The organism is uncultured Methanobrevibacter sp. (assembly GCF_900314695.1).
Taxonomy (GTDB): Archaea; Methanobacteriota; Methanobacteria; order Methanobacteriales; family Methanobacteriaceae; genus Methanocatella.
The window spans coordinates 1-26,592 of record NZ_OMWD01000003.1; the positions used below are offsets into that span (position 1 = coordinate 1).

The following is a 26,592-nucleotide window of genomic DNA, read 5'->3' on the forward strand; positions in this document are numbered from 1 at the left end:
TGTCCGTTTTCTATATTCATATAGACTATGTAGTTTTCAGGTCCGGTTAAGTTGTATTGTACGAATCCTGTTGTGTTTTTGTCTAATTCGACAGTTATGGTCACATATTCTTCATAGGTTGTTATGTTTGCGTCAATTGTTGTATTTTTAAGTTCTTCAGCGGTTAATGCAGTGCTTCCTAGTTTGTAATTGCTTTTTAAAACATTTCCATTCTTAAGGGAACTGTCTCCAGTTGAATCATAAGCATAGTCCTGAGTCAATTCAACTGCATCATTCAAATCATTAAAGGTGTCTGTACTATTAGTAGATACTTTATTGTCATCATTTTCAATATTCAAAACATTTTCGTTTGAATTTTCTTCTAAAATTATTTTTTCATTTTCATCTATACTGATAATGTCCGTTGCATTATCATCAGCAGCGCTTACTGCTGAAATGGCTATTAGGCCAATGACAATTATCAGAAATAGATAAATCTTTTTCTTGAACATATGATTTCACCAAATTCTATTCATTTATTATGTGTGAAGTTATATTTTTTTTAAGTATTAATAGTATTCCATTAAACTCTCGCGGTGTGAGGTTTTTTTTACCAAAATTAGAAATGTGGTTAAAAAATAAGCTTTTTTAGGTACGGGTGAAACTGTAAAAAAAATAAAATTGTAGATGAATCAATTCATCTACTCGATTAATCAAGAAGTATTTCAACAATCTGATTGAATGCCTCTTTTGCTTCTGGAACCATCGGATAGAGGGGATATACGTGGCTCATTTCCTCACCGACAATCAGTTCGGCATCAACGCCATTATCGTGCAGTTTGTTGTAAAATTCGACAATATCAGGATATATTATTTCGTGAGTCCCTACGAATACTGTGGTTTTAGGAAGCTTGTCCACTTCTCCAAACAGTGGACTTACCTTATAGTCTTTAGTGTCCAAATCTCCGGCCCATGCTTTGCCTATTTCACGAGCACCCTCAATTCCAAGCATAGGGTCATATTCAACATCGTCATAGTCTCCGGACATTGACATGTCAACCCATGGTGATATCAGAATTAGGTTTTCAGGCTGAGGCATATCCTTAACTGCCAGATATTCGCAGAATGCTGCAGAAAATCCTCCTCCGGCTGAGTCGCCCATGATTATAATTGGCTTTTCGGTTGTCAGGAGGTGATTATAGAGCTTTTCAACAATCTCATATGTCTCTTCGTAGGTATGGTTTGGAGCGAGAGGGTATATCGGAGAGAATACGCATGCATTGATTTTTTTTGCAAGCCTGTCGCAAAAGGAAATGTGGGGCAGTCTGATTTCGTTAACGTATCCTCCTCCATGAATATATATGACCATGCGCTCTGTATCTTCAACATCGTTGAAAGTCAGCATCTGGCATCCGAACAGGTTCTTGCTTTCAACATTTGTGTGATAGACTTTTTTTGGTATTTTATAGGTTTCATCCTCTACAGCGGAGCGTTCCTTCAAATGCTCTTCGGCCGCATCGGCATCATCCATATATTCCCGATGATTTTTTTCCAAAATCTTTTCTACAATTTTTGATCTCTTTGACATTTTGATACCTTTTGTGTTGATTATTATGAAGTATATTTATTAAATTATATAAAATCTAATAAATTCTGTAAAAATTGGACTCTTTCAAAAACGTTATTGATTTGAAATTTTTGATTAGAAAAAGGAGTTAAATATTATCTGCAGTCAACTCCCCATTCAATCTAAAATTACTTGAACAATGTGCTTGAATGCTTCCTTTGATTCTGAAACCAATGGGTAAATGGCATAAACGTGAGTCATTTCTTCACCAACATTAAGTTCGGCATCAACACCATTATCTTTTAGTTTGTTGTAGAATTTTACGACATCCGGATAGAATATTTCATGAGTTCCTACGAAGAGTGTTGTTTTTGCAAGATTTTCTACTTCTCCAAAGAGTGGACTTACTTTATAGTCTTTCGGATCAAGTTCGGCTGCCCATGTTTCACCCATTTCACGCAGTCCATCCACTCCAAGCATTGGATCAGCTTCCACTTCATCATAATCTCCAGACATTGACACATCAAGCCAAGGGGATATTAAAATTAAGTTTTCAGGCTGAGGCAAATCAATAACATCCAAATGTTCAGCAAATGCTGCAGACAATCCTCCTCCGGCAGAATCTCCCATGATTATGATAGGCTTATTCATTTCAAGCAAATGTCTATATAGCTTTTCAACGATTTCGTAGGTTTCTTCATAGGTATGGTTTGGAGCAAGAGGATATATTGGAGCAAATACGCATGCATTAACCTTTTTTGCAAGTTTATCGCAGAAATTAATGTGAACAGACTTAATCTCGTTAACATATATTCCACCATGAAGATATATGACCAGGCGTTCACAGTCTTCAACTTCATTAAAGATTACCATCTGGCATCCGAACATGTCTCTTGTTTCAACCTTAGTGCGATATATCCATTTTGGTATTTTATAAGGTTCGTCCTCTTCAAGAGAACGCTCCTGCATATGTTCATCAGCCTTATTGGCATCGTCAACATATTCACGATGCTTTTTGTCCAGTGCAGTTTCCACAATCTTTGACATCCTTGATATTTTTCACACCACAAATAATTTTTAATTGAATTTAGTCTCTAGATTCTTTGATTTCATCTAATTTTTCTTTAATTGTCTTTTTTTTATTCATCTGAGATAAATTTCATCTTTATATTAATATATATGTTTAAATTAAATAATAGTTGTTACTATTTTTATATTGCAGCTGTCGTTTGGTTGATTTTTCTACTGGTCAAATCAAATGAAAACTTTTAACTTCAATTTCTCCTGTGTTTTGACATTAACGGCAGGGCTTTAAAAATCGCAATCTCATTTTAAAAATGGATTATATGTAAGCATATTTTTAACATTGATTTCAAATGTAATACTGTGAATTTGACAGTTATTAATGCAAGTCCAAAAAAAGGGGAAACACTGCAGAGCTATGCAAAAATGTGGTTGAAGGGGCTCAAAACAACGGAACTAATGTGGAATACATTGATTTGTATAGCTATGATTTTAAAGGATGCATGAGCTGTTTTGCATGTCATCATAAGACATGTTTTAAAAGATTATAATAATTTTTGACATTAACTGCAGGACTTCTGAAAAACTGTCAAAGTTAAATATTCAATATTATTTCAGGCTTTTGAAATCGGCATCGTCAATGTCGGATAGGCCATGTTAAATGCCTTTGATTTGATTAGCATTCACAAATCAAATCAGATAGGCACATTTGGAATTCTTTCGTTAGTGTTTTGTCTAGCCCAATTAGGACCCATACTTTTATAATAATTCTTAATTTCAGTTTTGACTTTTTTAGACAATTTATAATTAAGTTTAACGACCAATCCAACACCAGCAAATTTTGCTTTGAACTTGCTTAATGACACCCAGCCTGTCGGAATTCTGGAATTGCCGCCAACATTATATGCTCCATAGGAATTGCTCACTAAAATCTTTTTGCCGTCCTTGCTCACATCTATAACAGAAACGTAATGGTTAGGCAGGAATGCAATCAGCGCAACTCCACCTTTGGACAGCTGGCTTACGCCGCTGTCCACGGAATAATAATAGGATGCCTTGAACCCGTTATCTTCCAAAACGTTTTTAAGATCTGGAATGTTGATTCCGTCAGTCACATGAGCCTCTGTCTGGAAATATTTTTCAGAATAATACTTCTTCAGAGCCTGACTGCAGACACTGGCAGATGTAGGTCCGCAGGTATATCCGTAGTTTTGAATATCCCTAACTTCGGAATATGTAAGAGATTTGCCCTTAAGGGATGCGGTAACTGAACTTGGCCAGTAGTTATAGCCGTTCTTTTTAACCAGTTTGATGTTGATTGCCTGTTCAATCACGTTCCATTTGCTTCTATGGAGAATATGGTAAGTTTTAGGAGCTGATTTTGATTTAAAGCAGACATATTTTGATAGTTTTCCATATAAAAACAAAGCATAACTGTCTCTTTTAAGCACTTCCTGATATTGCTCTTTTGTGAGAGTGTATTTGGCATCGCCAATTCCCTTGACAAAATTTGAAGGCATGGAATCGATATCCGGAGCGCCATTTACCATTGCAACTTTTGTCTTGAATGGATTTTTTACATCACCCTTGATGCATTTGACCTTTTTGGTTTTGGAATACTTGTTGATATCTACGGTAACTGTGTATTTTTTGGCACTTAACTGAGGTTTTATGACAACGAATCCCTCTACATTTGCCTTTTTCTTAAATACCTTGCCGCCAATGCTTATTTTAACTGTATTGTTTGCAATGAACTTTTTGGAAGCTGTAATATATATTTTCAGGTAGCCGTTGGTGAGCAGTTTCGCATTTGCGATGTTGATTGAAAGCATATTGACAGTATATAGTTTATATGACTTTGAAAATGCATTGTAGGTCTTGTCCCCATTAAATGTGACCTTCAATGTCCCTGAAGTTGAGGTTGTCTTGGTTGCAATTCCAAATTTGCCATTGGAATCAGTAGTTTTTGCATATGTTTTTCCGTTGAAGCTTACGCTCAATTTTTTATTTGCAACTGCCTTGCCGTTAGAAGTGGTCAATTGAAGAGAATATGTATTGCCCTTCTTAACAAAATTAGAACTTTTAACGATTTTCAAATCTTCCTTTGTCGAATTCGAAGCGACTTTATTTACATTTTTGCTGTCTGCTGATTGTGCTGATGCACCCAAAACATCACTATCTGAAATGTTTTCCGTTTGTTGGACAGGTTCAACATTTTCAGTGCTGTCTATTGAAGTTTCATCGGATTTTGTTAAATCCAACGTTTCATTGACTGAATTGTCAGATGCATAAGCAAAGCTGATGCTTAAAAACAATACAGCAAACAATATTGCTATTTTAACATACTTCATTTATTCACCACTTATTATTAATTTAAAGTTGCCCAATCAGGAATTGGGTTCATTATATAAAATTATTTGTTCAATAATATATGTTTTATTGTTTAGATATTGGTTGTGATATTGGAATATTAAAAGAATTTTTGAATAAAGTTTTGACTTTACTCCACTTATATTGACATTGCAATAGATATATTAATATGAAATACAAAAAGCTACTTTTCGCTTTAATTTTACTGGTCCTAACTATTGGGGCGGTCAGTGCAGGCGATTCAAACAGCACTGATGAAACAGTTAGCGATACATTGGAATTAAGCGATGAAAATTCAAATCTGGAGACAGGCAGGGGAACTTTCACTGCTCTCAATCAAAGCATTGCCAAAAGTTCAACTGTAACATTGTATAATGATTACGAATACGACTCCACTGAAGACAGCGAACTGTTTGGCGGAATAAGCATTGACAAGGACATGACAATCAACGGTAACAATCATGTAATCTACAGTAACTCTGCACGTACATTCGTAATTTCCGAAAACTCAAAAGTAACAATAAATGACCTGAAAATAATAAGCTCAAACCAAAACAAATTCTATTCCGGAGGAGCCATCTTCAACATGGGGTCTTTGACACTGAACAACTGTACAATTGAAAACAGTACCGCCGCAAGAACCGGAGGCGCAATATATAACTCCAATCTGCTTTCAATAATAAACTGCCACTTCAACTACAACACAATAAAAGTTGTCGATGATGAAGATGAGGCCATCGGAGGTGCAATCTACAATACCAAAACTTTAGTATCCATTGGAAACTGGTTTTTCGAGAACAGCGCCCAATTCGGTGGAGCTATTGCAGATATGGGAACCTCCAGCATATTGAACACCAATTTTTACATGAACATAGCCCGAGCAAGTGGAGGTGCCATCTACAACAATAGAGATACCAAATGTTATGTCAATGATTCCGTATTCATGCTCAACAAGGCAAAATTCGGAGGCGCTTTATATAGGTGTGATGCTGTTTCCTGCGTATTTTTGTCAAATACTGCTGATTATGGAAACAACATGCTGTGGGGAAGTGCGGACAACTGCACCGAGTCAAGAATCGACAACGATTATGTAAATGTAACCATGTTGCCTGAATACAATAAGAAGGTCACAATCACCCAATCCGGAAACTACAAAAACGACAAAAAGATATCCATTAAGGTCGTTGACAAAAATGGGGATCCTGTGGCATATGAAGAGATGGACATTTTCATCTTCAAGGAAAACAATATGGATGAAATTTATCTGACTGATTTTGAATACACATTGTCAAACGGAATAGCAACCTACAGGATGAATTTGAACCCTGGAAACTATGTTGTTGCATCAAGATGTGCTGATGAAGATTCAAACATTGCAATTCTTACAAACGTTAAAATCTCTAAAAAATCAGTCACCCTAAAGCCGACAAAGCTTACAACAACATACCAGTCCGGAAAATCATTTGCAGTGAAAGTGGTTGACAATAACAACAAGCCTGTAAGCGGTGTGACAGTGAAACTTAAAGTCTACACAGGCAAAAAGTACAAAACAGTTACTTTAACCACTAATTCAAAAGGAATTGCATATTATGGAACTTCATCACTTGCCGTAGGAAGTCACAAGGTTGTCATAAGCGTTGGAACCGGATTCAGTGCAAAATCTGTTTCATCCAGCATAAAAATCAACCCTAAAAAGTTAAAAATTATAACACATACCTCTGCTTCAAAGGATTCAAGCCTACTTGTCTGTGGAATATATGACAATGGTGCTAAAATGTTTCTAAACAAAGTAAAAGTGCAGGTGAAAGTCTACACCGGCAAAAAGGCCAAGACATTCAATCTGGTAAGCGGCCCGGAACACAAGCTGGTCAACAGCAATGGAATCTGTGCAATTCAGACAAACAAGTTTTCAGCAGGCACACACAAGGTCAAAATCATTGTGAAAGGCCCTAAATACACTGGATCTGCCACTACAAAACTTGTAATCAAAAAATCCGCAAAAAAATACCCACAATTCAACTATGCCATGACAAACGGTGTGGGAAGATATGTTAAATAACTTGACTTTGACTGGTCGCTTCCGGCACTGTATCTCATACATTCAAGTTGAGCGACATTAACGCAAGGTTATTTCAATGCAATGTAAATCATTGCAACTTTTTTTATTTTTTTCCATATGGGATGATTCTTGAGACATTAACGCCAGCGTTTTTGGAATTTTGAGTGATTTTTGCTCCTGGATATATATCCTCAAGTTTTTTGAATTTGAATTTGGGAATTGGTGACGTTAATGTTAATGTATGTCTGATTAAAGTGGAGTTGCGTTGAATAATTTCAATGTAATCAATCATTTACAAAATAAGAATAAAGCTCGTCTTTTACTTCTGTGTCTATCTTGAACTTGAAATTGACGATTGGCTGATCCTTCCCGTTAATGTTTCTGTAAACCTGCCTGTAGGAAATCGGAGTCAGTTTGCCGATGTAGTAGAATTCAATACCTTCATCATTGCTTTTCTGAATGAATAACTGAGTATCGACTCCATTGTAGTTAATCAGAGGTTCCAGTTCCGGTGAAGAGGTTTTCCTGTTGTTTCTGCTCATCCAATTGAACACTTCCTTTGAAATGAAATGATCTTCGTAGTTGATTGTTTCTGAAATGTCTTCCGACTTGTTGTAGGTTACAAAAATCGGACAGGTGTCGTATTTGATTTTGTATCCGCCGATGTTTTGTCCGTTCATGAACCTTTCCCAGTTCATGAGCCTCAATACGTCTTCCCTTGAGTATTTTTCATATAATTTGAACGGCTTTTTGTCTGCATAGACATTTTCATACTTGTAAAATCCGTATTTGATTGCATCCTTTATCTGGCTTAAGGAAAATGGATTTGTTATCGCATCCCTGAATGTGTCGGATATTTCAAATCTGTAGTCTTCATTGTCCTTGAGGTTGCGGTAGATGCTTTTGTCGAATTTGAAGAACAGATTTTCAATGTCAATGTCATCCTGTGATACGAACTGTATGGTGTTTGCCTGATAGTCGTCGCTTGTCTCCTTTCTGTAGAAGTTCATGCTCAAGATATTGATTGCGCTTTTGATTGATTCGAACTGGTTTTCAAGTCCATAAGTTTCATATAGGTATTTTTCCACCTGGCTTACTGTGAAATACCTATTGTATATGAGGCAGCTTAAAATCACAAGCTCGTGGGGTCTTATTCCCTTGATTAGCTTTTTTGAAATGAATCTCAATGCGGCAAGCTCCTCATCTTTAAGTTCGCTTGAATAGTCATCTTCGACATATTTCAGGAATGTGTGGAATGTGTCAAACTTGTTGTGGTTGAGGATGATTTCGGGATTGAATTCTCCTTGAATTGCGAAGTCATATAATGAAGGAATTCTTCCAAGTTTGTATTTTAATTGATTGTACTTTTCTTTAAACAGTGCCACTTTTGAAAATGATGAGTTGTTGATTGAATCATATATACGCTTTTTAGAAATTTCATCAAAATTGATTGATGAAGCTCCGGGAATGATCTTGTTTCCCTCCATCACATATTTCCTGTACTTGTCCTTGTCATATGACCTGTCACCGGATAGGGCAATAGGAATCATGAAGTTGTTCTTGTAGTTGCCGATGAAATCCAGAATCACCACAAACTCCTTGTTCTTGTATTTTCTAAGTCCTCTTCCAAGCTGCTGGATGAAGATGATTGGAGACTCGGTTGGCCTTACAAGCAATACCTGGTTGATTTCTGGAATGTCCACACCCTCATTGAAGATATCAACCGTGAAGATATATTCAAGCTTATTTGGATTGCTGTCGTTTGTAAGGCGGTCGATTGCTTCAAGACGCTTTTCCTGCGGATCATCACCTGTCAGTACAATTGAAGGGTGGCCTCTTTTTGTAAATTCCTCTGCTAAAAGTTGGGCTTCCTTTTTTCTGGAACAGAATACTAGTGCCTTTATCCTGTCTCCCGAATATCCGTAAAACTCGGACTTTTCCAGAAGGTAATTGACTCTCTTTTCCGATGCAAGCAGATTGAAGTCCCTGAAATCATCATCGATTGTGTTATCGTCAAATTCCACGTCAGTGATTCCGAAATAGTGGAAAGGACAGAGCAAATCCTCTTCCAAAGCTTCCTGAAGTCTGATTTCATGAGCGATGTTGTTGTCGAAAAGGTCATAGATGTTGAAGCCGTCAGTCCTTTCAGGTGAAGCGGTCATTCCAAGATAGAATTCCGGCTCGAAATAATTGAATATCTTTTGATAGCTCAATGCACCTGCCTTGTGAACTTCATCAATGATGATATAGTCAAAATAATCTTTGTCATATCTGGTGTAGACGTCATCCTTGCTCATTGTCTGTATTGTCGAGAAAAGATAAGGCTTTTCAAAGTCCTTTGAGTTTCCAGATAATAAACCGAACTTGTTATGGTCTGTAAAAACGTTTTTATAGGCTTTTATAGACTGCTTTGCAATCTGTTCACGGTGAACCAAAAACAGAAACCTTTTTGGCTTGAAGTCATTTACCGCAAAGGCGGAAGCATAGGTTTTTCCGGTACCTGTGGCAGAAACAAGAATCGCCCTGTTTTCACCCTGTTTGATGAGATTTCTGACATTGTCCAGAAACTGCTCCTGCATATAGTTCGGCGTTAATGTGACGTTAGTTTCCTTGATGCTCTGGGTGATTTTTCTAAGGTCTGAGAATTTCCTGCTGTCATCGTAAATCTTTTCATATTCCGGAAGCACGTCGTCCAGATTTTCCGCCTCATCCCACAATGAGTTGAATTCGGATTTCAGGTCACTCAGCATTTCCCCTTCTGTTAGTGAAGTAAACTCAACGTTCCACTCCTTGTTGACGGAAAGTGCATTCATGGTCAGGTTGGAACTTCCCACAATTCCTCTGTAGATATTGTCCTTTTTGAAGAGGTATCCCTTGGTGTGAAATCCTTCCTTTTCCTGAAGGTAAAGCTTTACTTCAATGTTTTTAAAGCTCTGAAGCTTTTTCAGCGCTTTAGGTTCGGTGAAGTTCAGATAATCAGTCGTAAGGATTTTTCCCTTGATGTTGTTTTCCTCAAGGTAGCGAAACTCCTCCAGAAGCGGTGTTATGCCTCCCATGGTGATGAATGCTGATGAAAATATGAACTCGTCGCAGTTTCTAAGCTCATCCCTTATTGAGTTTATGACCTTGGAATTTCTGTCATTGTACAATAACTTTGGCTTAAAGTCAGAGCTGGAGCTGATGTGTTCGTCAATGAAAGCTGTTCTTGCTCCGTTAATGATGTCGTCGGTGTTCAGGTTATTCATTTTCAAGATGTTCTATCAGTTGGTTGATTTTGTCAAGCTGCATTTGGAATTCCTCTTCCCTTGGAGTTCCCTTTACTTTTTCGAGTTTGCCTTCAAGTTCGGCCTTTTTGTCTTTTGCCATTTGTAATCTGTCCATGCTAATCCTCCATGGTCTTTTTAAGATAATCCACAGCCTCAATGTCGGCTGGAATCCAGTTAACGTCGTCAAGTTCGTCTTTGGAAAGCCACTTTGCATCGTTGTGTTCTAGGAGTTTTGGAGTTCCTTCAGTTATTATAGCTTCAAAGCAGCTCATCTTGAGATAAAAAGTAGGATATTGATATTCCAGATTCAATGCGAATTTTGTGGGTTTTATTGTGCAGTCAAGCTCTTCTTTTATTTCCCTTATTAGAGCTTCTTCTTTGGTTTCGTTGGTCTCTATTTTCCCGCCCGGAAATTCCCACATGTTAATGAACTCGCCATATCCTCGTTTTGTGGCCAAAATCTTATTGTCCTTTTTGATAATGGCTGCTACAACATTTAAAGTTTTCATGATACTCTGGTTAAATATTTGGCAGCTTACGTTATAAAGTTTCAGGAAAAAATAACACAATGACATTAGGGAAACATTAATGACTATGGTTTATTATCTAAATTTATGACATCAGTGATGTTCAGTCATGTCAAACATGACGAAATTTGTGGAAAAGGATGGGATTTTCCCATTCTTAATGTTAAAACTTTTTTTCCTAAAAAACAATTATATTAGTCTTAAAATTTTATTTTGTTGTAAAGCTTCCGATAAATTCTTTAATTTACACTATCCCAACTAAATGGCATCAAACCATGATTGAATAGAAGTGTCTTAAGAACTTCTTTAATAAAAATTGCTAAATTATCTTCTTCAACATCATCATTTCCAGGGGTTAATGAAAATGCTCCAACAGATGGAATAATCAATTCAGACTCTCTAAATCTTTTTGTTTTGCTTCCAGGATATAACACATATGACCCTTCAGTTTGTAAAATAGAATCTTTATAAGTGTGCATTTTATATATATCTCCATCTTTAAAGACATATTCCTTTTCTTCAAGTTCATCTCTTTTATTGATTTCTTTATCTAACTCTTCATTGGATTTTCCAATTTTTGAGTAAAAATCGATGATTTCAAGTTCTGAACGGTATTTGGCATCGAAATGAATATAATGCATATGTTCACCGATTGTGACCATTAATGTGTAATCTGGTCTAAAAGCAAGTGAATATGATCTGTATGGAGAATTATCTGAAAATCTTAAATTGTAAAACAGTTTGATTTTAATGTCATTGCCATCGAAATTTAATTTAAAGTTTTTTGCTGATTGAACTCCTTTTTTAATAGTTATAGACCAGTTGTCTTTATTGATTTTGAAAACATCTTCAAAACTTATTTTATCAACGCTTAATTCATTTAATACTTTTAATAGTTTGAAATAACACCAATATTCATATAACTCTGATAATTTTTTCTCAAATCCTTTAAATTGATCATTTACTTCATCCCAACTTAACCTGAATGAAAATTCAAGCATTAAAAAGTAATGAAATATTTCTCTGTAACCCTCCTTTTTCTGCAAAATTTGGGAGTTGAAGGGAACATAGTCCATTGCTGAGATATGATTAAAGAATTTGTTTGACAGATAATATTCAATTTCATCTCTAAAATACAATAATTTATCTTTAATGTATCCTTCTTTTGAGCTTTCAAGTAATTTTTCAACCAGATTTTGAATCAATTCCAAAAAGTATTTGAAAAATCTGTTTTCGGGAATGTCAATAATATCCTCATGCTTGATTTGGTCTATATCACGAGGAATATAACCATTTAATTTGTTAACAATACCAAAATCAGCATCAGACTCGAACAAATTGCTGGGTTTTGATACAATATTTCTTAAAGTATTCTGATTAATATTTGATGCCAATGACAATGGTACTGTTTCAACATGGCTTTTGAGTTGTGAATGCAGATTTTTAGACAAATATTCAAATATTGACGGTAAGTTGTCCTCTCTAAACAAATATTCCAAAAACATGAAATCTTCATAATATGTTTCCTTCTGATTATAATCAAGTTCAAATTCCTGATACAATGGGGAATTTACTTCAAAAATTAGGCTTAATGCATGTTGGGATAAATCAGCTATCATTGCTGAATATTGGGTAAAATAATCTATTTTTTTAGATCTAACTTCAATAGGAATTTTAATTGAATTAATTCCATTTTTTCTTACATCCAAAAATGATTTGCCGACGTAACTTCTGAAATTTAGTGTTCCAGCTATTTTAAATTTGTTATTGTCTCCCAAATCAAATCTGAATGGTTTAAAATGACTGTCATTCATTTTGACAAGTGAATATAATACATCATAACTTGCATTAACATCTTGGGATTCAAATAATATCTGATATTCTGTTTCCTCTAAAAACATCAATTTGGCAAAATTTGTGGAGATGTTTTCACAATATTGGATTGGAGTTTCATTATCGGGGTTGTCAACAAAGGGAATGTTTTCCAATGTTATCGATGAAGATAATTTCTCTTTTGATTCTTTATCCAATCTGTAATCAATAGAGCTGACACTCAGCATTCCAATTTCACTGGAGTTCTCATCAGTTAAATGAATAATAACTTTTTGCTCAATCATCTGAATCCTTAATTTATAAATGAAACATATCTTTGGTCTGATAATACTTTAGACATGTTTTGAAGCTTTAAGGCAGAAGTGTAATATCTGCAATTGTTTTTGTTAATGTCAAAGTTTTTAGGGTTTTCGTTATTGTTTCTCTCTTCCAAACAAAGATTGAATAAACTAGTCAGGACATTACCAATAGCCTTTTCAGATCCATGTAATTTTGGAAGGATTTTTTGTTTTATTTGTGCATCAAAATATCTTTCCCAATTGTTCCATTCATCAGGAGAGTTTTCATATCTCCATGCCACTATCATAAACCTCAATATTTCATTGATTACTCTAAATCCAAAGTCAAAACTTGAATCTTTAAGGTTTTCTTGAAGCACAGTAAGTTCCATTGCCAATGTTTCCCATAGTGTATCGCCATTGTAATTGATGTTTGACAATATTTGCTTTAAATCATCAATGTTTAAGTTGGATATTTCTGAATCGATTAACGGGGATTGTAAATAATCAATATTTCCTTTGAAATCGTCATCACTTGTATCAGATACCATATAATCCCAAGCGGTTAACGTTTCAAATTCTATTGTATTTGCTCTGTCTAGAACTTTAGGTGAAAACATGTAGGTTGTTTCATCAACATTGACTGTTCCAATAGTAAAAAGATTATCTGGAAGATTTAATGATTCATTATTGCCGTATAGTGGAATTTCTTCATAGCTTTCAATAGCTGATAGGAAATCTGCAAAATATCTTTCGACATGAGATAAATTCATTTCATCTAAAATAAGGAAATATGGATGGTTTGGGTCGTCTTGAGCTTGTTTAATTAATTTATAAGCGGGTGTTGGTTGATAATCTTCTGTAATTACATTATAATAACCCACAATGTTGGTGTTGTCTGTCCAATTGGCTCCAACTGGGACAATGATATATTTTGAATCAGCACACTCCACATCTAAAGATTCTGTTTTTCGAGATTTAGAACAATCCCAATCAGATATAAAATCTTCAAAATCAAATGATTTTATCTTTAATTCGACATTTACTTCTTTTCCATCATTATCTTTTAAGTAATTCTGCAATTTATCATTCTTTTTATAGGTTATTTTTGGAGTAATTCTAAGTTTTGCAGTTGATTTGATACCATCAACAATAACATTGCATTTTGAATATCCTGAATCAAAAGGGTAATAATTAAAGATATTTTTATGAGCAAACCATTGTCTTTTTTCAAACGCTGACTGGTTGGATTTTTGTTTTAGTAAGATACTGCCATTGGGTTTAATATAATCTTTAGAAATAAATTCTTTTAAATCATCACAAGAAACTTTTAAATCAACAGAACCATTAGGATTTTCATCATACAAATCTTTAAAATGTTGTTTAAGTTTTTCACTGTCATAGTATAATTGAACTAGTGTTTTAATATCTCCTTTTGCAGAAATACCGTCTACAACCATATCGAATTTAGCACCACATTCGTTAATCGGTATGACACTTGAAATTTCATCCTTTTGAAGTGTCCAACCATTATTTTCCCAAGAAGAATAATTAGTTTTAACTTTCAAGGTGAAATAACCTTTATCATTGTTTTCTTCTTTTTTTAAGTTGATATCTCCATTTATAAATTTAGCAAATAACTGGGATAATTTTGTTTTTCCAGTCCCTGAATTTCCAGTTAAAATTTCAAAAGGTTTAACTTTTAAAGATAATAAATAATTTTCAATTAATTCTTTATCAAAATAATATCCATTAGATATTAAGAATTTATAAAATGAGTCAACTTTTGATTTTTCAGACATAATACTACCTACTCAAAGCAATTTTACCAATTAAATTCAATTTTTAATAATCAATACAATTTATATATAAACATATATTAAAAAATGATGATTAGAAGAAATACTTAAATTATAAATAACTTGTTAATAAAATAATTATATTATCTAATGAACAGGTTGAAATTATGAAATTTAAAAAAATAATAATTATTTCATGTTTGATTTTAGCTATTTTAACAATAGGTAGTGTTAATGCAATAGACAATAATAAAACAACAGAAATAATAAATTTAGAAGATATTCCGGATAGTACTATTAATAAAGTAGATGATGAAATTATGTCATTAGAAACAGATGATGGTTTTTTGAAAGAATCAAATTTGGACATTTACAAAAAAAGTGTAATGGATGATGATGTTCATTCAACAAAGGAGATTACATTTACATCCTCAAAAAGTTCATATTTTTGTTATTATGGAGAAGGCTTTGATTTAGATTATGAATTTTCCCAATATTCAGATGATGGGGATAATACCGATTCTAAAATTGAAATAAGAATTTATGATGGGACATACTGCAAAAAATCTTATGATATTGTAGACAAAACAGGCATGCCTCATTCATTCTCTATAGAATCATCAACATATGTCAACTGCCAAAATATTAAAGTTGGAACACACAAGCTTGAAGCATATATTGATGGACAATATGCATTTACAAAAAATTTAATTATCAAACAAGTTCCAGTAGGATATGATGGTTATGGCCATGCAAGCGCACAATATAAAAAAAATACTTTCTATAAGATAGAAATATTCAATAAAAAGTCATATGAGCCTGTTAAAAATACCTATTTCAAAGTAAAAATATATACTGGTTCAAAATACAAAACATATAAAATTAAATCCGTAATGTTTGAAGAGTGTAGTTGGATAAAAATTCCTACAAAAAATTTAAAAGTTGGAGCTCATAAGATTATCATAACTCCTTATACAAACTCCTATTCTGGAACATTTAAAAGTAAAATAACAATATATAAAGTTGGTAACTCTGTTAAGAAAACATCTACCACAAATAAAAAAACTACTCAAAAGAAAAAGGTTGCATCAAAATACAAAATTGTAACTATTAAAGCAAAAAAACAATATACTACTAAAAAAGTCGGTAAGTTTAAAATTCAAACAATAATTTTTGATATGTGGAGAAGTTACATTGGTCATTATAAATATGTTGATACATTTTTATATAAAAATGGTAAATTAGTTCCAAACACAAAATATTATACAAAATATAAAATCAACGGTAAATGGACTAATTGGAAGAAAAATCAGGTAAACATAGGAACTAGCCATCATAGATATCCAGTATACACCAATATTAGAACTGCAATAGTAAAAATAAAATTCCATAAATAAATTCAATGGCATTGTGTTAAAAAATTAATTAAAAACTTTTTGGTACATAACAAAAATTGTGAAATAATGGTCAATCTTCATTTATTTCATTTTTTAAGATTTAAAAATTTGGAAACATTAGATAGAACTAGGTAGATGAAATGGATTCTAAAAAAATTGCTATGTTAATTTTAATTTTTGCCATTATATGTGCAGCTGCATTTATGATAATGACACAGCACAATTCGACTCAAAAAAATATAACGTCAACAAACAACACTACAAACATTACAAAAAATACGACAAATGTTACAAATGTCACCAATGCAACTCCCGAAGAGGATTCACATCAGACATCTCCTGAAAGTTCTGCATCTACACATGAAAGCGATCCTGAGTTTGGAACTGACGAATATGTAGACAGATGGGATGAATCCCAAAAAGGTGATGATAGCTGGGCGTACACTCATGACCAGCCTGTCAAAAGTGAAGGGGGGCATGACTATAAGAGAATGTATAATCCTGACACCGAGGAAAGCTATTGGTATCAGATGAGATAGATTTCCACGTAATGAATATCAAAAAAATAGGGGACATAATGAATTTGTCCCCATATAAAGTACTAAAAAATCACCAAAATCCTCCTGTCAGAAGGGTTCCAATGAAAAATCCTGCAAAGATTACTGCTCCGCAAACGATAATGTTGACGATAAAATAGGTCAGTGCTCTGTCGATGCCCTGTCTGTCAATGATTGCCAGGATAAACATGGCGATAGAAACAATTCCAATCATCCCATACATCCATGTCCTGTCATCGACCGGAGATATGGTATGGGTTACCTGAACTGCACTTCCAACCATAACCGCCGCAAGGATTATCAGATACTTCTGAGTGAAAGATAACTTTTTCAATTGATTCACCTCCCGATTTGAATTGCAGTGTTGCATGATACTGGATTTTCATCCTATAATCAAGCATAGATATGTTTAAAAAGGTATTTAAGTAAGTTAAATGAAAACCTTTAATTCATACACAGGCAAATGATAATCCTAGTTTTTTTCATTCTCCAAAATATGTATATAATTCTCTTTTTTTCTAATTAGGTGGATAATATTCGCCATATCCAAAATATTATATGTAAAATTTAAACATGTTACATATCATTTAAAAAGAAATGTCTTGGAAACAAAAATTACAATGCAGCAAGCAAAAAAGTGAAACTGACTGTAAAAACAGTATTTAAAACAATAGCCAAGAAAGCAAAAACCACGAAATGGTTAAAAAAATCCAAAAGGCACTTATAAGCAAGGGATACTACAAATCATCTTCCGGCAAAGTTTATAAGGTCGATGGAAATTATAGGGATTTCACTGTAAAGGCAGTAAAACAATTCCAAAAGGCCAAAAAACTTGGAATAATTTAGTGTTGAATTGTCTCGGTCTTTAAAGGCCGGGGCAGTTCAATTTAAACATTTTTTTTGCATTTAGGGAAGTTGTTTTCACGACATCATCTTCAGCCATATCTAACTCTTGGGCTATTTTTCTGATTATATATTTTAAATTAAAAGGAGTATTCACCTCTCCCCGCTTTTCTTCGGGACTTAAATATGGGGAATCAGTTTCCAGAACGATATTGTCAATGCCAACATTTTTAAGCGTTTTTTTCACTTTCTTGTTGTTTTTGTGGGTAACCGGTCCGCCTATTCCAATGTTAAATCCTATCTTGACGAATTCCTTAGCCATTTCGGCTGAACCCTGATAGCAGTGCATGGATCCCACAACGTCATGGCTTTTCAGGATGTCGAATGTGTCCTGCATTGATTTTCTTGAATGCACAATCACGGGAAGGCCGTGCTTTTCTGACAGCTCCAGCATTTTTTCAAAGAGTTCCTTCTGTTTTTCCTTGTTTTCTTTGGTGTGGTAATAGTCGATGCCTATCTCTCCCACTGCAACCACATTATTGTTTTCAATCTGCTTGTCCAATAATGTGATGTCTTCATCACTCACTTCGTCTGCAAATGGGTATAGGTATCCCAAGGCGGCATGGACATTGTCATATCTGGAAGATAATTTCAATACTTCAATATTGCTTAGGGGGTCGGTACCGTTCAATATTAGTTGGATGTCATTTTCTGCAGCTTGCCTTATTATTTCATCTGCATCTTCCATTTCACTATCATAAATATGGCAGTGTGTGTCTATTATCATTAAGATCATCACTAAAAATGTTGTTTAATCAATCGAATCTATAAAATTATTTGGGCATTAACTTTTTATTGTTTTATTATATAATTAGTTATATATCTTAATTAATTTTTGGTGACTTTTATATGGAAGGGAAGTTTTCAAGAACAGAAATGTTAATTGGAAATGATGGAATGGAAAAACTGGCCAATGCAAAGGTTGCAGTTTTCGGCATTGGCGGTGTCGGATCTTTTGTATGTGAAGGACTTGCCCGAAGCGGAGTGGGCAACTTTGTTTTGGTGGACTTTGACAAGATTGATGAAAGCAACATCAACAGGCAGCTAATTGCAACAACAAAAACAATCGGCAAATATAAGGTTGACCTGATGAAGGAGAGGATTTTGGACATAAATCCCGATGCCAATGTTGAAACCTACAAGGAATTCTACATGGATGACTGTGAGCTGGACATCATCACAAAAGATTTGTCATATGCCGTTGACTGCGTGGATACGATAATGGCCAAGATTGCAATCATATGTGCCTGCGATGAGATTGGCGTTCCTGTAATGTCTTCAATGGGAACCGGAAACAAGCTTGACCCGACAATGTTTGAGGTTGCCGACATATATGAGACTTCAGTCTGTCCCCTTGCAAGGATAATGAAAAAGGACATGAGAAAGAGAAATATCGAGAAACTGAAAGTGGTATATTCGAAGGAACATGCAATAAACACAAATGACTGTCCTATAAATCATGACCGAAAGTTTAAGGTGAAAGGCAGCGTTTCATTTGTGCCTTCAGTTGCAGGTTTGATGATTGCCGGTGAAGTGATAAAGGATATTGCAGGGGTCTGATTTTTTCAATATGTCCTGATAAGTGAACTATTTTATTTTGTTTTAAGCGAACAGTTCGTATTATTTCACTGATTTGATTCAAAACTGTTCAATATTTGCTTAAATTTGTTGAATAACCTTCTTATTATTCCGTTTTAGATATATTTATTAACTGATAATTTAAAATATAACTGTATAAAATTCGGAGTTCCAAAATGAAAGAACAAAAACCTATCCAAATTTTCTCCAACTTGAATGATGATGTTGGGGTAAACGTAATCAAAAGTCCAGTAAAGCTCACTATTTTGGAAATGCTTAGAGATAGTGACATGGAATTTGAAGAGATTGTTAACAATACCGGTAAATCAAAATCAACCGTTTCAGTTCACTTAAAAAGCTTAAGAGAAAGTGGAGTAATATCTTACAGAGTACACCCGGTAGATAACAGAAAAAAGATATTCTATCTCAATTCAAAATACATCGGCTCCGTCAACTATACCGATCCAAAGGAAATCAAGGAAACCCAGACAGATTACCTTGTTGAAAATCTTATAAATGATGATGCCGAGTTTTCAACATTGCTCTTTCATACTTTAAAGTCAATGCTTATACAGGAAGGAATTAACATTGATCCTATTATGCAATCCACAGGAAACAGCATAGGAAATTCCCTTTTCGATAAATTATATGATGAGGATTTGGAGGTTTTCATGGGAAACATTGCGGAATTCTGGAAGAAAAAAGGTTTAGGCAGGGTTTCATTTAAAATAGGTCAGATAATTAAAATAACAACCTACGACTGTTTTGAATGCGAACTGCTTCCAAGAACAGGAAAGCCTGCATGCTTTTTAGACACAGGAATATTTGAAGCATTATTCTCACAATACTTCAAAATGCCCGTCAGCGTAATAGAAACCCAATGTTACACCATGGGTGATGAAAAATGTGTCTTTGAGGTCGAGCCTCTTCCGATTAAAAACTATTAGTCATCACTGAATTTTATTATTGTTGTTGTAAGGTAAGGCTTTTCATTTGAAAATCCTTCAATTATTTTTTCGTTTTCTCTTGTACAGTTTTCAACTGAATAGATTTCTTTAGGTCTGTTTTTCTCTTCGATTGTATTTTCCAGTTTTGAAGTATTTCTTGATGCTTTCATAAGCACGATTGAGTCGCTGTAATCCAATACCTCTTCAAGCCTATCGTCTATTTTAGGCACGATTGTTAAAATGTCGTTCTGTTCCACAAGAGCTTCGTTACGTGCTGCAGCACATGCTGTAAATGAAGTAATTCCAGGTATTGTTTCGATTTCGTATCTTCCAATAAGTTTCTTTTGAACGTATGAGTATGTGCTGAATATTGAACTGTCTCCAAGGGTTATGAAAGCTACATCCCTTCCGCTGTCAAGGTATTGGGCAATCATTTCAGAAGCGCTTGTCCAGACTTTTTCAAGCTCTTTTTTGTCTTCAATCATTGGAAATATTGGTTCAACAAGCATGAGTCTTTTGTAATCTTTTCTTTTTTCAAGAACCGGTCTGACAATTGACAGTGCAATGCTTTCTTTTTCCTTTGATGATTTTGGTGAGAAAACTACAGGCACTGTTTCCAAAACCTTTGCCGCTTTCAGGGTAAGCAATTCAGTATCTCCAGGTCCAACACCAATTCCAATCAATTTTCCTTTTTTTGCCATATAATCACTCTAGTTAAGAATTATTAAATCTGATATTATTTTTTCAAATATGATTTCTATAATTTATTTATAGTATATCAACTAATATAATGTTAATGTCTAATTCTATGTTTTGTCCAAATTGCGGTATGCTTAAAAGTAATTGTACCTGTAAAACAAGTCGTAAAAATAAATCAGAGGGTCCTACTAACCTGTTTAGTTTTTCCAAAAAAAGAACATCTTCTATTTTGGATGATGAGATTCCTGAAGTCTATTCGGTTGATGACCATAAGCTTGATGAAGGAACATCAGCATATCTCAAGGAACTCAATCCTAATATCGACGATATAATAATAGAAAATTTTCCCTTTGAACAGCCTAGGCTGGGTCAGCTTGAAATAATTCAGGATATCTACGATGCAATAAGAAAAGGGTACAAATATATTGTTCTTGAGGCAGGAACAGGTACCGGAAAATCTGCAATTGCAACCACACTTGCCAAAATGTATGAATCAGCATACATCCTGACAATGACAAAGCAGCTGCAGTCACAGTATTCCACCGAATTCGATTTTCCTCTGGTAAAGGGAAGGGGAAATTTCGCCTGTCTTAATGACAATCTCGAGACTACCTGCGATATGGGAACATGCAAGACAACACCAAATTCAAGCAACTTCTTCTGTCAGTATGGAGTTGCCAAAAACCCGACACTTGATGCGGAACTTGCATTCGAGGATTCATTTGGTGGATCTGTATTTTATCAGTCCGGAAGCCATTGCCATTACTGGAATCAAAAGGCAAATGCAATCAACTCTCCGATAACTCTGATGAACTATGACTATGCGATAATGGAGCTCAACTATGTAAAGCACTTCGGCACAAGGTCACTTCTGATTCTTGACGAAGCACACAACATCGAAAACAAGCTCATGGCAACAATGGAAGTCACACTGTACAACAGAACCCTTGAAAAGGACATTAACAAGGCAATATCCAAGGAAACATTGAAAGATGGTGAACTGGAAGATTGGAAAATGGAAATTGAAGCTATCGGCGACAGCTATGAAGACATTGACCTGAAGGAAGTCACCAAAAACAAGGCCGACAGAATCCGCTCAACAATTTCCAGGCTTAAAACCCTGAGAAACAACCTTGAAAAGGAGCCTAAAAACTGGGTCATCGACACAGATGAATTCGGAGTTACATTCAAGCCGTTGAGGGTTCACCACTATGCCAAGGATAACCTGTTGAAATATGGGGATGTAGTCATCTTCATGAGCGCTACAATCCTTTCCCACAAGATGTTTTCAAAATGGCTGGGCTTGAATCCTGCTGAAGTCTATCACATCAAGGTGGACAGTCCTTTCACAAAGGAAAAAAGGCCTATCATTCTTGATTTGGCAGGAAAGATGTCTGCAAACAGAATCAAGAACACCGCTCCAAAGACAATTCCGATTCTGCAGGAAATCCTCAAAAAGCATGAGGGCGACAAGGGTCTTATTCACACCCACAGCTACAAATGCCAGCAGTACATTACCCGCAACCTTAACAACTCACGTCTGATTTCCCATACATCACAAAACAGGGAACAAATATTGAATTTCTTTGAAAAGGATGAAAATCCGTTGGTTCTCATTTCACCGTCAATGAGTGAAGGAGTCGATTTGCCTTACGACAAGTGCAGATTCCAGGTAATCTACAAGATTCCTTTCCCGTATCTTGGAGACAAGCAGGTCAACATGAGAATGAAAAGGGATAAAAAATGGTATGCCTATAAAACGGTAATGACCCTTATGCAGGCTTACGGCCGTGGAATGAGAGCTGAAGACGATTCATGCTATACATACATTATCGACAGCGACATCAACATGCTCTTTAAAAGTCCGATGTACAGATCACTGATTCCTGACTTTTTCAAGGAAGCAGTTGTTCGCGTAAAAAAATGAGCGGACCTGGAGGGATTTGAACCCCCGATCTCAGGATCCGAAGTCCTGCGTCATTCCTGACTAGACCACAGGCCCTAAAAAAATAATAAAAGATAAAAAATTTATTCTTTTTTACCTTCTTCTTTAGAATCAACAGATATTATAGGAATGTCCTCAATACCCTCAACTTCAGCAAAAATATCATCAATAGTTTCGTTTTCAAGTTTAACTTGTTCGTATTCTATCTCTTCGATTTCCTCACTTGTCAAACCTTTTCTTTCAGGTGGTTTTTCACGAGCAGGTGGAATATCATCGATATTTTCTTGAGGTGTGGTTTTTTTAGGTTTAGAATCAGATTTTGTTTTTTTGAAAGTATTTTTTAATTCGCCGAAATTGAATTCGCCTATCTTGAAGGAATCCTTATCCAATGGAATGTTGCTTTTCGGAAGGATATTTTGATCCTTTTCTTCCATTTTTTCAGCAGGGGTATCATTTTCATTATCTAATGAGTCAATACTCTTTGAAATATCTTCCAATGGGTTTCTCATTCCAATTACTTTGTATATTCCATAAATTAATAATACTAATCCGCATACGATAAATATTACTGTAATAAAACTATTTTCTCCTGAAATAACATTGTCCACAATTCTATCACTGCGTGAACTGAAAGTAATTGCGCCCAATACGATTAAAATTAATCCTAAAATGGTGCTCACTACACCTATAATTGGGGTTCTGCCTATTTTGGCATTAAGAACATTGTCAAAGTTTTCACTGATTTCTCCTGTGATGACTTCATTATCATCATTCAAATCGATATCTTCCTCATTCAAACCATTATCACTTTCTTTTGGTGTTTTAATTAGGAACTCATCATCGATTGGATTTTCTTCTAAATTAACAGCATTTTTGGTATCCTCATCGGGATGATAGATGAATTCGTCATCAATTTCCAAATCCCCATAACCTTCTCTGTCTTCATTAAGGTATCTGATTAATTCTTTATCTTCTTCGATATCGTCATAACTTGTGTCTTCATCTTCATTGACATTATTGATCATATCCTTGAGATTGGAAATTCTATGCTCTTTATCTTTAGAATCTTTCATAAAAAAACCTCAGTCGTATGCTCTCCAAGTATGTTTACATTTGGCACAAGTAAAAATACGTGTAGGTGCTTCATCAGCACTACGGGTTTGTAATAATTTGTATGTAGCTTTATCATGTCCACATTCTGGACAGGTTTCGTTTGTGATAGGACCAACGTCTACGTCTTCACCGAGCATTTTGACATTATCGCTTTCCTTAATGTCTTCAGAAACCTCATATTCGTTGTTGTCTGAGAGGTTTTTTTCATGCCCGCATGAATTGCATTTTAGTATACCGTCTTTTGGAAGTAACATTGCTCCACATTCTGGACAAAATTCCATTTAACTCCTCCATTATATATCTATTAATCTTCCTTATATCTTGTAATATTTTTTTCAATATATTTAAATATATACCTTAAAAAGTGGTTTTGACCTTTTTTAAACAGTCTCTTATTATTTTATCATGGTCAAATGCAATATTGATTTCATCTAATTTTTCGGCTGAAAAAATCTTCACTTCCTTTGCATCGGTGTCGGCTTTCATCTTGCTCATGTCTCCGGTGGCGGTGAAAGCTACTGTTATTGTGTGACCTCTTGGATCTCTATCAGGGTCAGAATAAACACCAACCAAGTCTTTCAGTGTTACATCAATATTTGTTTCCTCTTTTGCTTCTCTTATGGCACCGTTTTCAACACTTTCGCCATATTCAACAAAACCTCCAGGCAATGCCCAGTAATCCATAAATGGGTTGTTTTTTCTTTTAACCAGTATGAAGTTAATCTCTTCGTCAAAAATAAAAATATCGGCAGTGACTGAAGGAGTCTTATATTCTGTCATTAAATCACAATAAAAAAAATAATGAAGCTATAAAGCTTCGTCAATGAGTTTTTTGAATTCAGCACTTTCTTTTTGAAGTTCTTCTGCTGCTTTTTTCAATACGATTCTTGGTCTTTTTCCCCTTTTTGTCTTGATGGTCATTTCAGGTTTTCCAGTGAGGGGGTGATCGATATTGTAAACAGCATATTCGACATCAGGGTCTTGCATTAGAATGTGCCTGAGTGCATTGAAAACACCATGACTTTCATTTTCTACTCTAAATGTTAATTCTAATGTTTTTTCTTCAATAATTTTAAAATTCTCATCCATTATATCAACCTTAATTAATTAACGTAGTTTTTAGATATTTTTCTTTTTTCTTTTTTGTTACAAGTATTGCATTGGAGTTCGTTTTGTTTTTTTGTAGTGTGCATATAATCTCTGCAGCGTGTACACATAGCTTTTAAAACTCCACAGTCATCATCAACGGTGCCCAAATCAACATTGTCTCCAGTAATTTTTACTACTTTTGCCTGGACTATGTCTCCTATTCTAAAAGCATCAGACAATTTTTCCAAATAATCTTTTTTTGCCTGTGAAATGTGAATGGCACCCATATACGGTAATGCTAATGGTCTTGCATTGTCTTTTATGCAATCAATTTTTACATTAGCTCTTTGAGGTTTAATGTCGGTTATCTGTCCGTAGACTACATCTCCGACTTTCAATAAAGCCGGTTTTGCATCTGATTCAACGGATATAACCTTCATTTTTTGATTAATTTTAACGTTACCAAGTACTGATGATTTAATCTCTCCATTGTCATCGTAAGTACCTTCTCCCGGCAAATACTGTTCGATGATTCCTAATTTATCGCCGGGCATTACAATTTGTTCCTCTTCTATACTCATATTAAAATCACCAAAATAAAGATTTAATAAAAAAATTTTTATTTAATATAATAATTTTATTGATATTACTATTTAAATCATTGGTATCGTTCATGGAATAATATTTCGTCTAATTGATAATTTTCCCATTCCCTTTTATTCAATACAATTTCCAACTCCTGTGGAGTCAGTAAAGGTTTTTTATACATTTGAGAATCGTCAATAGCTATTCTCGGACATGCACTGACGACAAAAGCATCCAATTCCAGATATGGCAAAAGCACATCCGGATTCACATTGTCCACCAGAATGATGTAGGCTTCCATTCCATTTTCTTCAAGAAGCTTTTTTGTTTCCTTTGCGAGCTTCATCCTGTATTGGCCTTCCTTGGAGGATACGATAATTCCCCATTTCTCAGCACTTCTTGCCTTTGTTATTCTTGCAAATCTGATTCTCAATATTCTGTCTGCATATTCATCCATTCGTCTAAGCTCATTGTTGTACGGATCCAATGCAAGAACCGGTGTGTTTGAAAAGAGGTTGATTCCTAGAGGGTGGAAGTTTCCGCTTCCTATAAACAGGAATATCTCAGCATCCAAATCCTTGATTGACGAGAAGTTGCATCCCAGAACCTGTCCCTTTCTGGTTGACTTTGATGAGCCGAGAACAACTTCCTTGCCGTTGTCCTCCAGATAATCTCTGATTTCATTTAAAAGGTGCAGGTGCTGTGTTGTGGTTACCAACGCTACTTTCGAATAGTCCTTCAAGGCATCCAGGCATTTTTCCAAATCCTTCTTGAGGTCTATCTTTGCAAAGGCTTCAACAAAAATTGTGGGAACCTCATACTTCAGCGGAAGAGGAGTGTGGCCGTAATGGACTATCAAATCTACAGATCCCTTCATCTTATAGTCGCTGACATCACATGCTCCAAAGCACGGGTCACCGGAGATTATGACTGTTGCATCAGTTTCGGATTCAATCTTTCGGGCAATCTTGATTGCCTGCATCTTAAGACCTTCCGGAAACTGGAGGCCTACATTTTTCGCATCCTTTGAGTTAATCTTGCTGATTACCCTGTCCAGGTCCATGTTGTACATTGACAT

27 protein-coding genes and 1 tRNA gene are annotated in these 26,592 nt (G+C 34.9%); 8 read left to right on the plus strand and 20 right to left on the minus strand.

What is annotated here, in order from left to right:
• The 3 genes from QZN45_RS00900 to QZN45_RS00910 all read right to left on the minus strand — a co-directional run.
• Positions 1 to 491, minus strand: a 491-nt coding sequence (locus QZN45_RS00900) for a hypothetical protein (RefSeq protein ID WP_296810542.1), incomplete at its 3' end; no start/stop codon positions are given.
• A 197-nt stretch (positions 492 to 688) separates the two neighbouring features.
• Entirely contained in the window at positions 689 to 1,567 is an 879-nt protein-coding gene (locus QZN45_RS00905; RefSeq protein ID WP_296810545.1) for an alpha/beta hydrolase, read from the minus strand.
• Positions 1,568 to 1,723: 156 nt separating this feature from the next.
• Complete coding sequence (locus tag QZN45_RS00910) at positions 1,724 to 2,593, minus strand: alpha/beta hydrolase (protein ID WP_296810547.1); 870 nt, start codon at positions 2,591 to 2,593, stop codon at positions 1,724 to 1,726.
• Positions 2,594 to 2,932: 339 nt separating this feature from the next.
• Between QZN45_RS00910 and QZN45_RS00915 the strand changes: the two genes are divergently transcribed.
• Positions 2,933 to 3,076: a hypothetical protein gene (locus tag QZN45_RS00915; protein ID WP_296810550.1), complete on the plus strand. Its 144-nt coding sequence runs from the start codon at positions 2,933 to 2,935 to the stop codon at positions 3,074 to 3,076.
• A 188-nt stretch (positions 3,077 to 3,264) separates the two neighbouring features.
• Here QZN45_RS00915 and QZN45_RS00920 read toward each other — a convergent pair whose 3' ends face one another.
• Entirely contained in the window at positions 3,265 to 4,920 is a 1,656-nt protein-coding gene (locus QZN45_RS00920; protein ID WP_296810553.1) for a hypothetical protein, read from the minus strand.
• 188 nt (positions 4,921 to 5,108) lie between these two features.
• Here QZN45_RS00920 and QZN45_RS00925 point away from each other — a divergent pair, with 188 nt between their 5' ends.
• A complete protein-coding gene (locus tag QZN45_RS00925; RefSeq protein ID WP_296810555.1) occupies positions 5,109 to 6,998 on the plus strand; it encodes a hypothetical protein in 1,890 nt (629 codons plus the stop codon).
• Between the two features lie 103 nt (positions 6,999 to 7,101).
• Here the strand turns inward: QZN45_RS00925 and QZN45_RS00930 are convergent, their stop codons facing one another.
• The 6 genes from QZN45_RS00930 to QZN45_RS00955 all read right to left on the minus strand — a co-directional run bounded on the left by QZN45_RS00930 (position 7,102) and on the right by QZN45_RS00955 (position 14,704).
• Complete coding sequence (locus QZN45_RS00930; protein WP_296810557.1) at positions 7,102 to 7,290, minus strand: hypothetical protein; 189 nt, start codon at positions 7,288 to 7,290, stop codon at positions 7,102 to 7,104.
• Positions 7,283 to 10,243, minus strand: coding sequence for a DEAD/DEAH box helicase (locus QZN45_RS00935; RefSeq protein WP_296810670.1), 2,961 nt, complete (start codon positions 10,241 to 10,243; stop codon positions 7,283 to 7,285). Before QZN45_RS00935 ends, QZN45_RS00930 begins: the two co-directional genes overlap by 8 nt.
• Entirely contained in the window at positions 10,236 to 10,379 is a 144-nt protein-coding gene (locus tag QZN45_RS00940) for a hypothetical protein (RefSeq protein ID WP_292883566.1), read from the minus strand. The genes QZN45_RS00935 and QZN45_RS00940 overlap by 8 nt, the downstream gene beginning before the upstream one ends.
• 1 nt (position 10,380) lies before the next feature.
• Positions 10,381 to 10,773, minus strand: coding sequence for a (deoxy)nucleoside triphosphate pyrophosphohydrolase (locus QZN45_RS00945; RefSeq protein ID WP_330048361.1), 393 nt, complete (start codon positions 10,771 to 10,773; stop codon positions 10,381 to 10,383).
• A gap of 257 nt (positions 10,774 to 11,030) precedes the next feature.
• The gene (locus QZN45_RS00950) at positions 11,031 to 12,908 is read right to left on the minus strand and encodes a DUF2357 domain-containing protein (RefSeq protein ID WP_292607654.1); all 1,878 of its coding nucleotides are present in this window, start codon (positions 12,906 to 12,908) and stop codon (positions 11,031 to 11,033) included.
• 8 nt (positions 12,909 to 12,916) lie between these two features.
• Entirely contained in the window at positions 12,917 to 14,704 is a 1,788-nt protein-coding gene (locus tag QZN45_RS00955) for an McrB family protein (RefSeq protein ID WP_292607651.1), read from the minus strand.
• A 164-nt stretch (positions 14,705 to 14,868) separates the two neighbouring features.
• On the opposite strand from QZN45_RS00955, the gene QZN45_RS00960 reads away from it, so the two are divergent.
• A complete protein-coding gene (locus QZN45_RS00960; protein ID WP_292607649.1) occupies positions 14,869 to 16,098 on the plus strand; it encodes a hypothetical protein in 1,230 nt (409 codons plus the stop codon).
• A 140-nt stretch (positions 16,099 to 16,238) separates the two neighbouring features.
• Positions 16,239 to 16,637 carry a hypothetical protein gene (locus QZN45_RS00965; RefSeq protein WP_292607646.1) on the plus strand — a complete coding sequence of 133 codons (399 nt, stop codon included), beginning with the start codon at positions 16,239 to 16,241 and terminating at the stop codon, positions 16,635 to 16,637.
• A gap of 70 nt (positions 16,638 to 16,707) precedes the next feature.
• Here the strand turns inward: QZN45_RS00965 and QZN45_RS00970 are convergent, their stop codons facing one another.
• Positions 16,708 to 16,989, minus strand: coding sequence for a hypothetical protein (locus QZN45_RS00970; protein ID WP_292607643.1), 282 nt, complete (start codon positions 16,987 to 16,989; stop codon positions 16,708 to 16,710).
• A 362-nt stretch (positions 16,990 to 17,351) separates the two neighbouring features.
• On the opposite strand from QZN45_RS00970, the gene QZN45_RS00975 reads away from it, so the two are divergent.
• Positions 17,352 to 17,501 (plus strand): peptidoglycan-binding protein, encoded by a 150-nt coding sequence (locus tag QZN45_RS00975; protein WP_292607640.1) that lies wholly within the window; start codon positions 17,352 to 17,354, stop codon positions 17,499 to 17,501.
• A gap of 19 nt (positions 17,502 to 17,520) precedes the next feature.
• Here the strand turns inward: QZN45_RS00975 and QZN45_RS00980 are convergent, their stop codons facing one another.
• A complete protein-coding gene (locus tag QZN45_RS00980) occupies positions 17,521 to 18,285 on the minus strand; it encodes a TatD family hydrolase (protein WP_292607638.1) in 765 nt (254 codons plus the stop codon).
• 122 nt (positions 18,286 to 18,407) lie between these two features.
• Between QZN45_RS00980 and QZN45_RS00985 the strand changes: the two genes are divergently transcribed.
• A complete protein-coding gene (locus QZN45_RS00985) occupies positions 18,408 to 19,118 on the plus strand; it encodes a tRNA threonylcarbamoyladenosine dehydratase (protein WP_292607636.1) in 711 nt (236 codons plus the stop codon).
• A 194-nt stretch (positions 19,119 to 19,312) separates the two neighbouring features.
• A complete protein-coding gene (locus tag QZN45_RS00990; protein ID WP_292607633.1) occupies positions 19,313 to 20,083 on the plus strand; it encodes a V4R domain-containing protein in 771 nt (256 codons plus the stop codon).
• Here the strand turns inward: QZN45_RS00990 and cobI are convergent.
• Complete coding sequence (gene cobI / locus QZN45_RS00995; RefSeq protein WP_292607630.1) at positions 20,080 to 20,784, minus strand: precorrin-2 C(20)-methyltransferase; 705 nt, start codon at positions 20,782 to 20,784, stop codon at positions 20,080 to 20,082. The two genes, QZN45_RS00990 and cobI, sit on opposite strands and share 4 nt — an antisense overlap.
• Before the next feature lie 95 nt (positions 20,785 to 20,879).
• Here cobI and QZN45_RS01000 point away from each other — a divergent pair, with 95 nt between their 5' ends.
• Positions 20,880 to 22,709 (plus strand): helicase C-terminal domain-containing protein, encoded by a 1,830-nt coding sequence (locus QZN45_RS01000; protein WP_296810566.1) that lies wholly within the window; start codon positions 20,880 to 20,882, stop codon positions 22,707 to 22,709.
• 1 nt (position 22,710) lies between these two features.
• Here the strand turns inward: QZN45_RS01000 and QZN45_RS01005 are convergent.
• From QZN45_RS01005 to dph2, 7 genes are all read right to left on the minus strand, one after another.
• Positions 22,711 to 22,784, minus strand: a tRNA-Arg gene (locus QZN45_RS01005).
• 26 nt (positions 22,785 to 22,810) lie between these two features.
• Positions 22,811 to 23,800, minus strand: coding sequence for a DUF308 domain-containing protein (locus tag QZN45_RS01010; RefSeq protein ID WP_292607623.1), 990 nt, complete (start codon positions 23,798 to 23,800; stop codon positions 22,811 to 22,813).
• Between the two features lie 9 nt (positions 23,801 to 23,809).
• On the minus strand, positions 23,810 to 24,121 hold the full coding sequence (locus tag QZN45_RS01015; RefSeq protein WP_292607620.1) for a transcription factor S: 312 nt from the start codon (positions 24,119 to 24,121) through the stop codon (positions 23,810 to 23,812).
• A gap of 76 nt (positions 24,122 to 24,197) precedes the next feature.
• Entirely contained in the window at positions 24,198 to 24,620 is a 423-nt protein-coding gene (locus QZN45_RS01020) for an NUDIX hydrolase (RefSeq protein ID WP_292607618.1), read from the minus strand.
• Between the two features lie 27 nt (positions 24,621 to 24,647).
• Entirely contained in the window at positions 24,648 to 24,929 is a 282-nt protein-coding gene (locus tag QZN45_RS01025; RefSeq protein WP_292607615.1) for a DNA-directed RNA polymerase subunit L, read from the minus strand.
• A gap of 14 nt (positions 24,930 to 24,943) precedes the next feature.
• Positions 24,944 to 25,510: an exosome complex RNA-binding protein Csl4 gene (locus tag QZN45_RS01030; RefSeq protein WP_292880898.1), complete on the minus strand. Its 567-nt coding sequence runs from the start codon at positions 25,508 to 25,510 to the stop codon at positions 24,944 to 24,946.
• A 77-nt stretch (positions 25,511 to 25,587) separates the two neighbouring features.
• On the minus strand, positions 25,588 to 26,592 hold the full coding sequence (dph2, locus tag QZN45_RS01035) for a diphthamide biosynthesis enzyme Dph2 (RefSeq protein WP_292607609.1): 1,005 nt from the start codon (positions 26,590 to 26,592) through the stop codon (positions 25,588 to 25,590).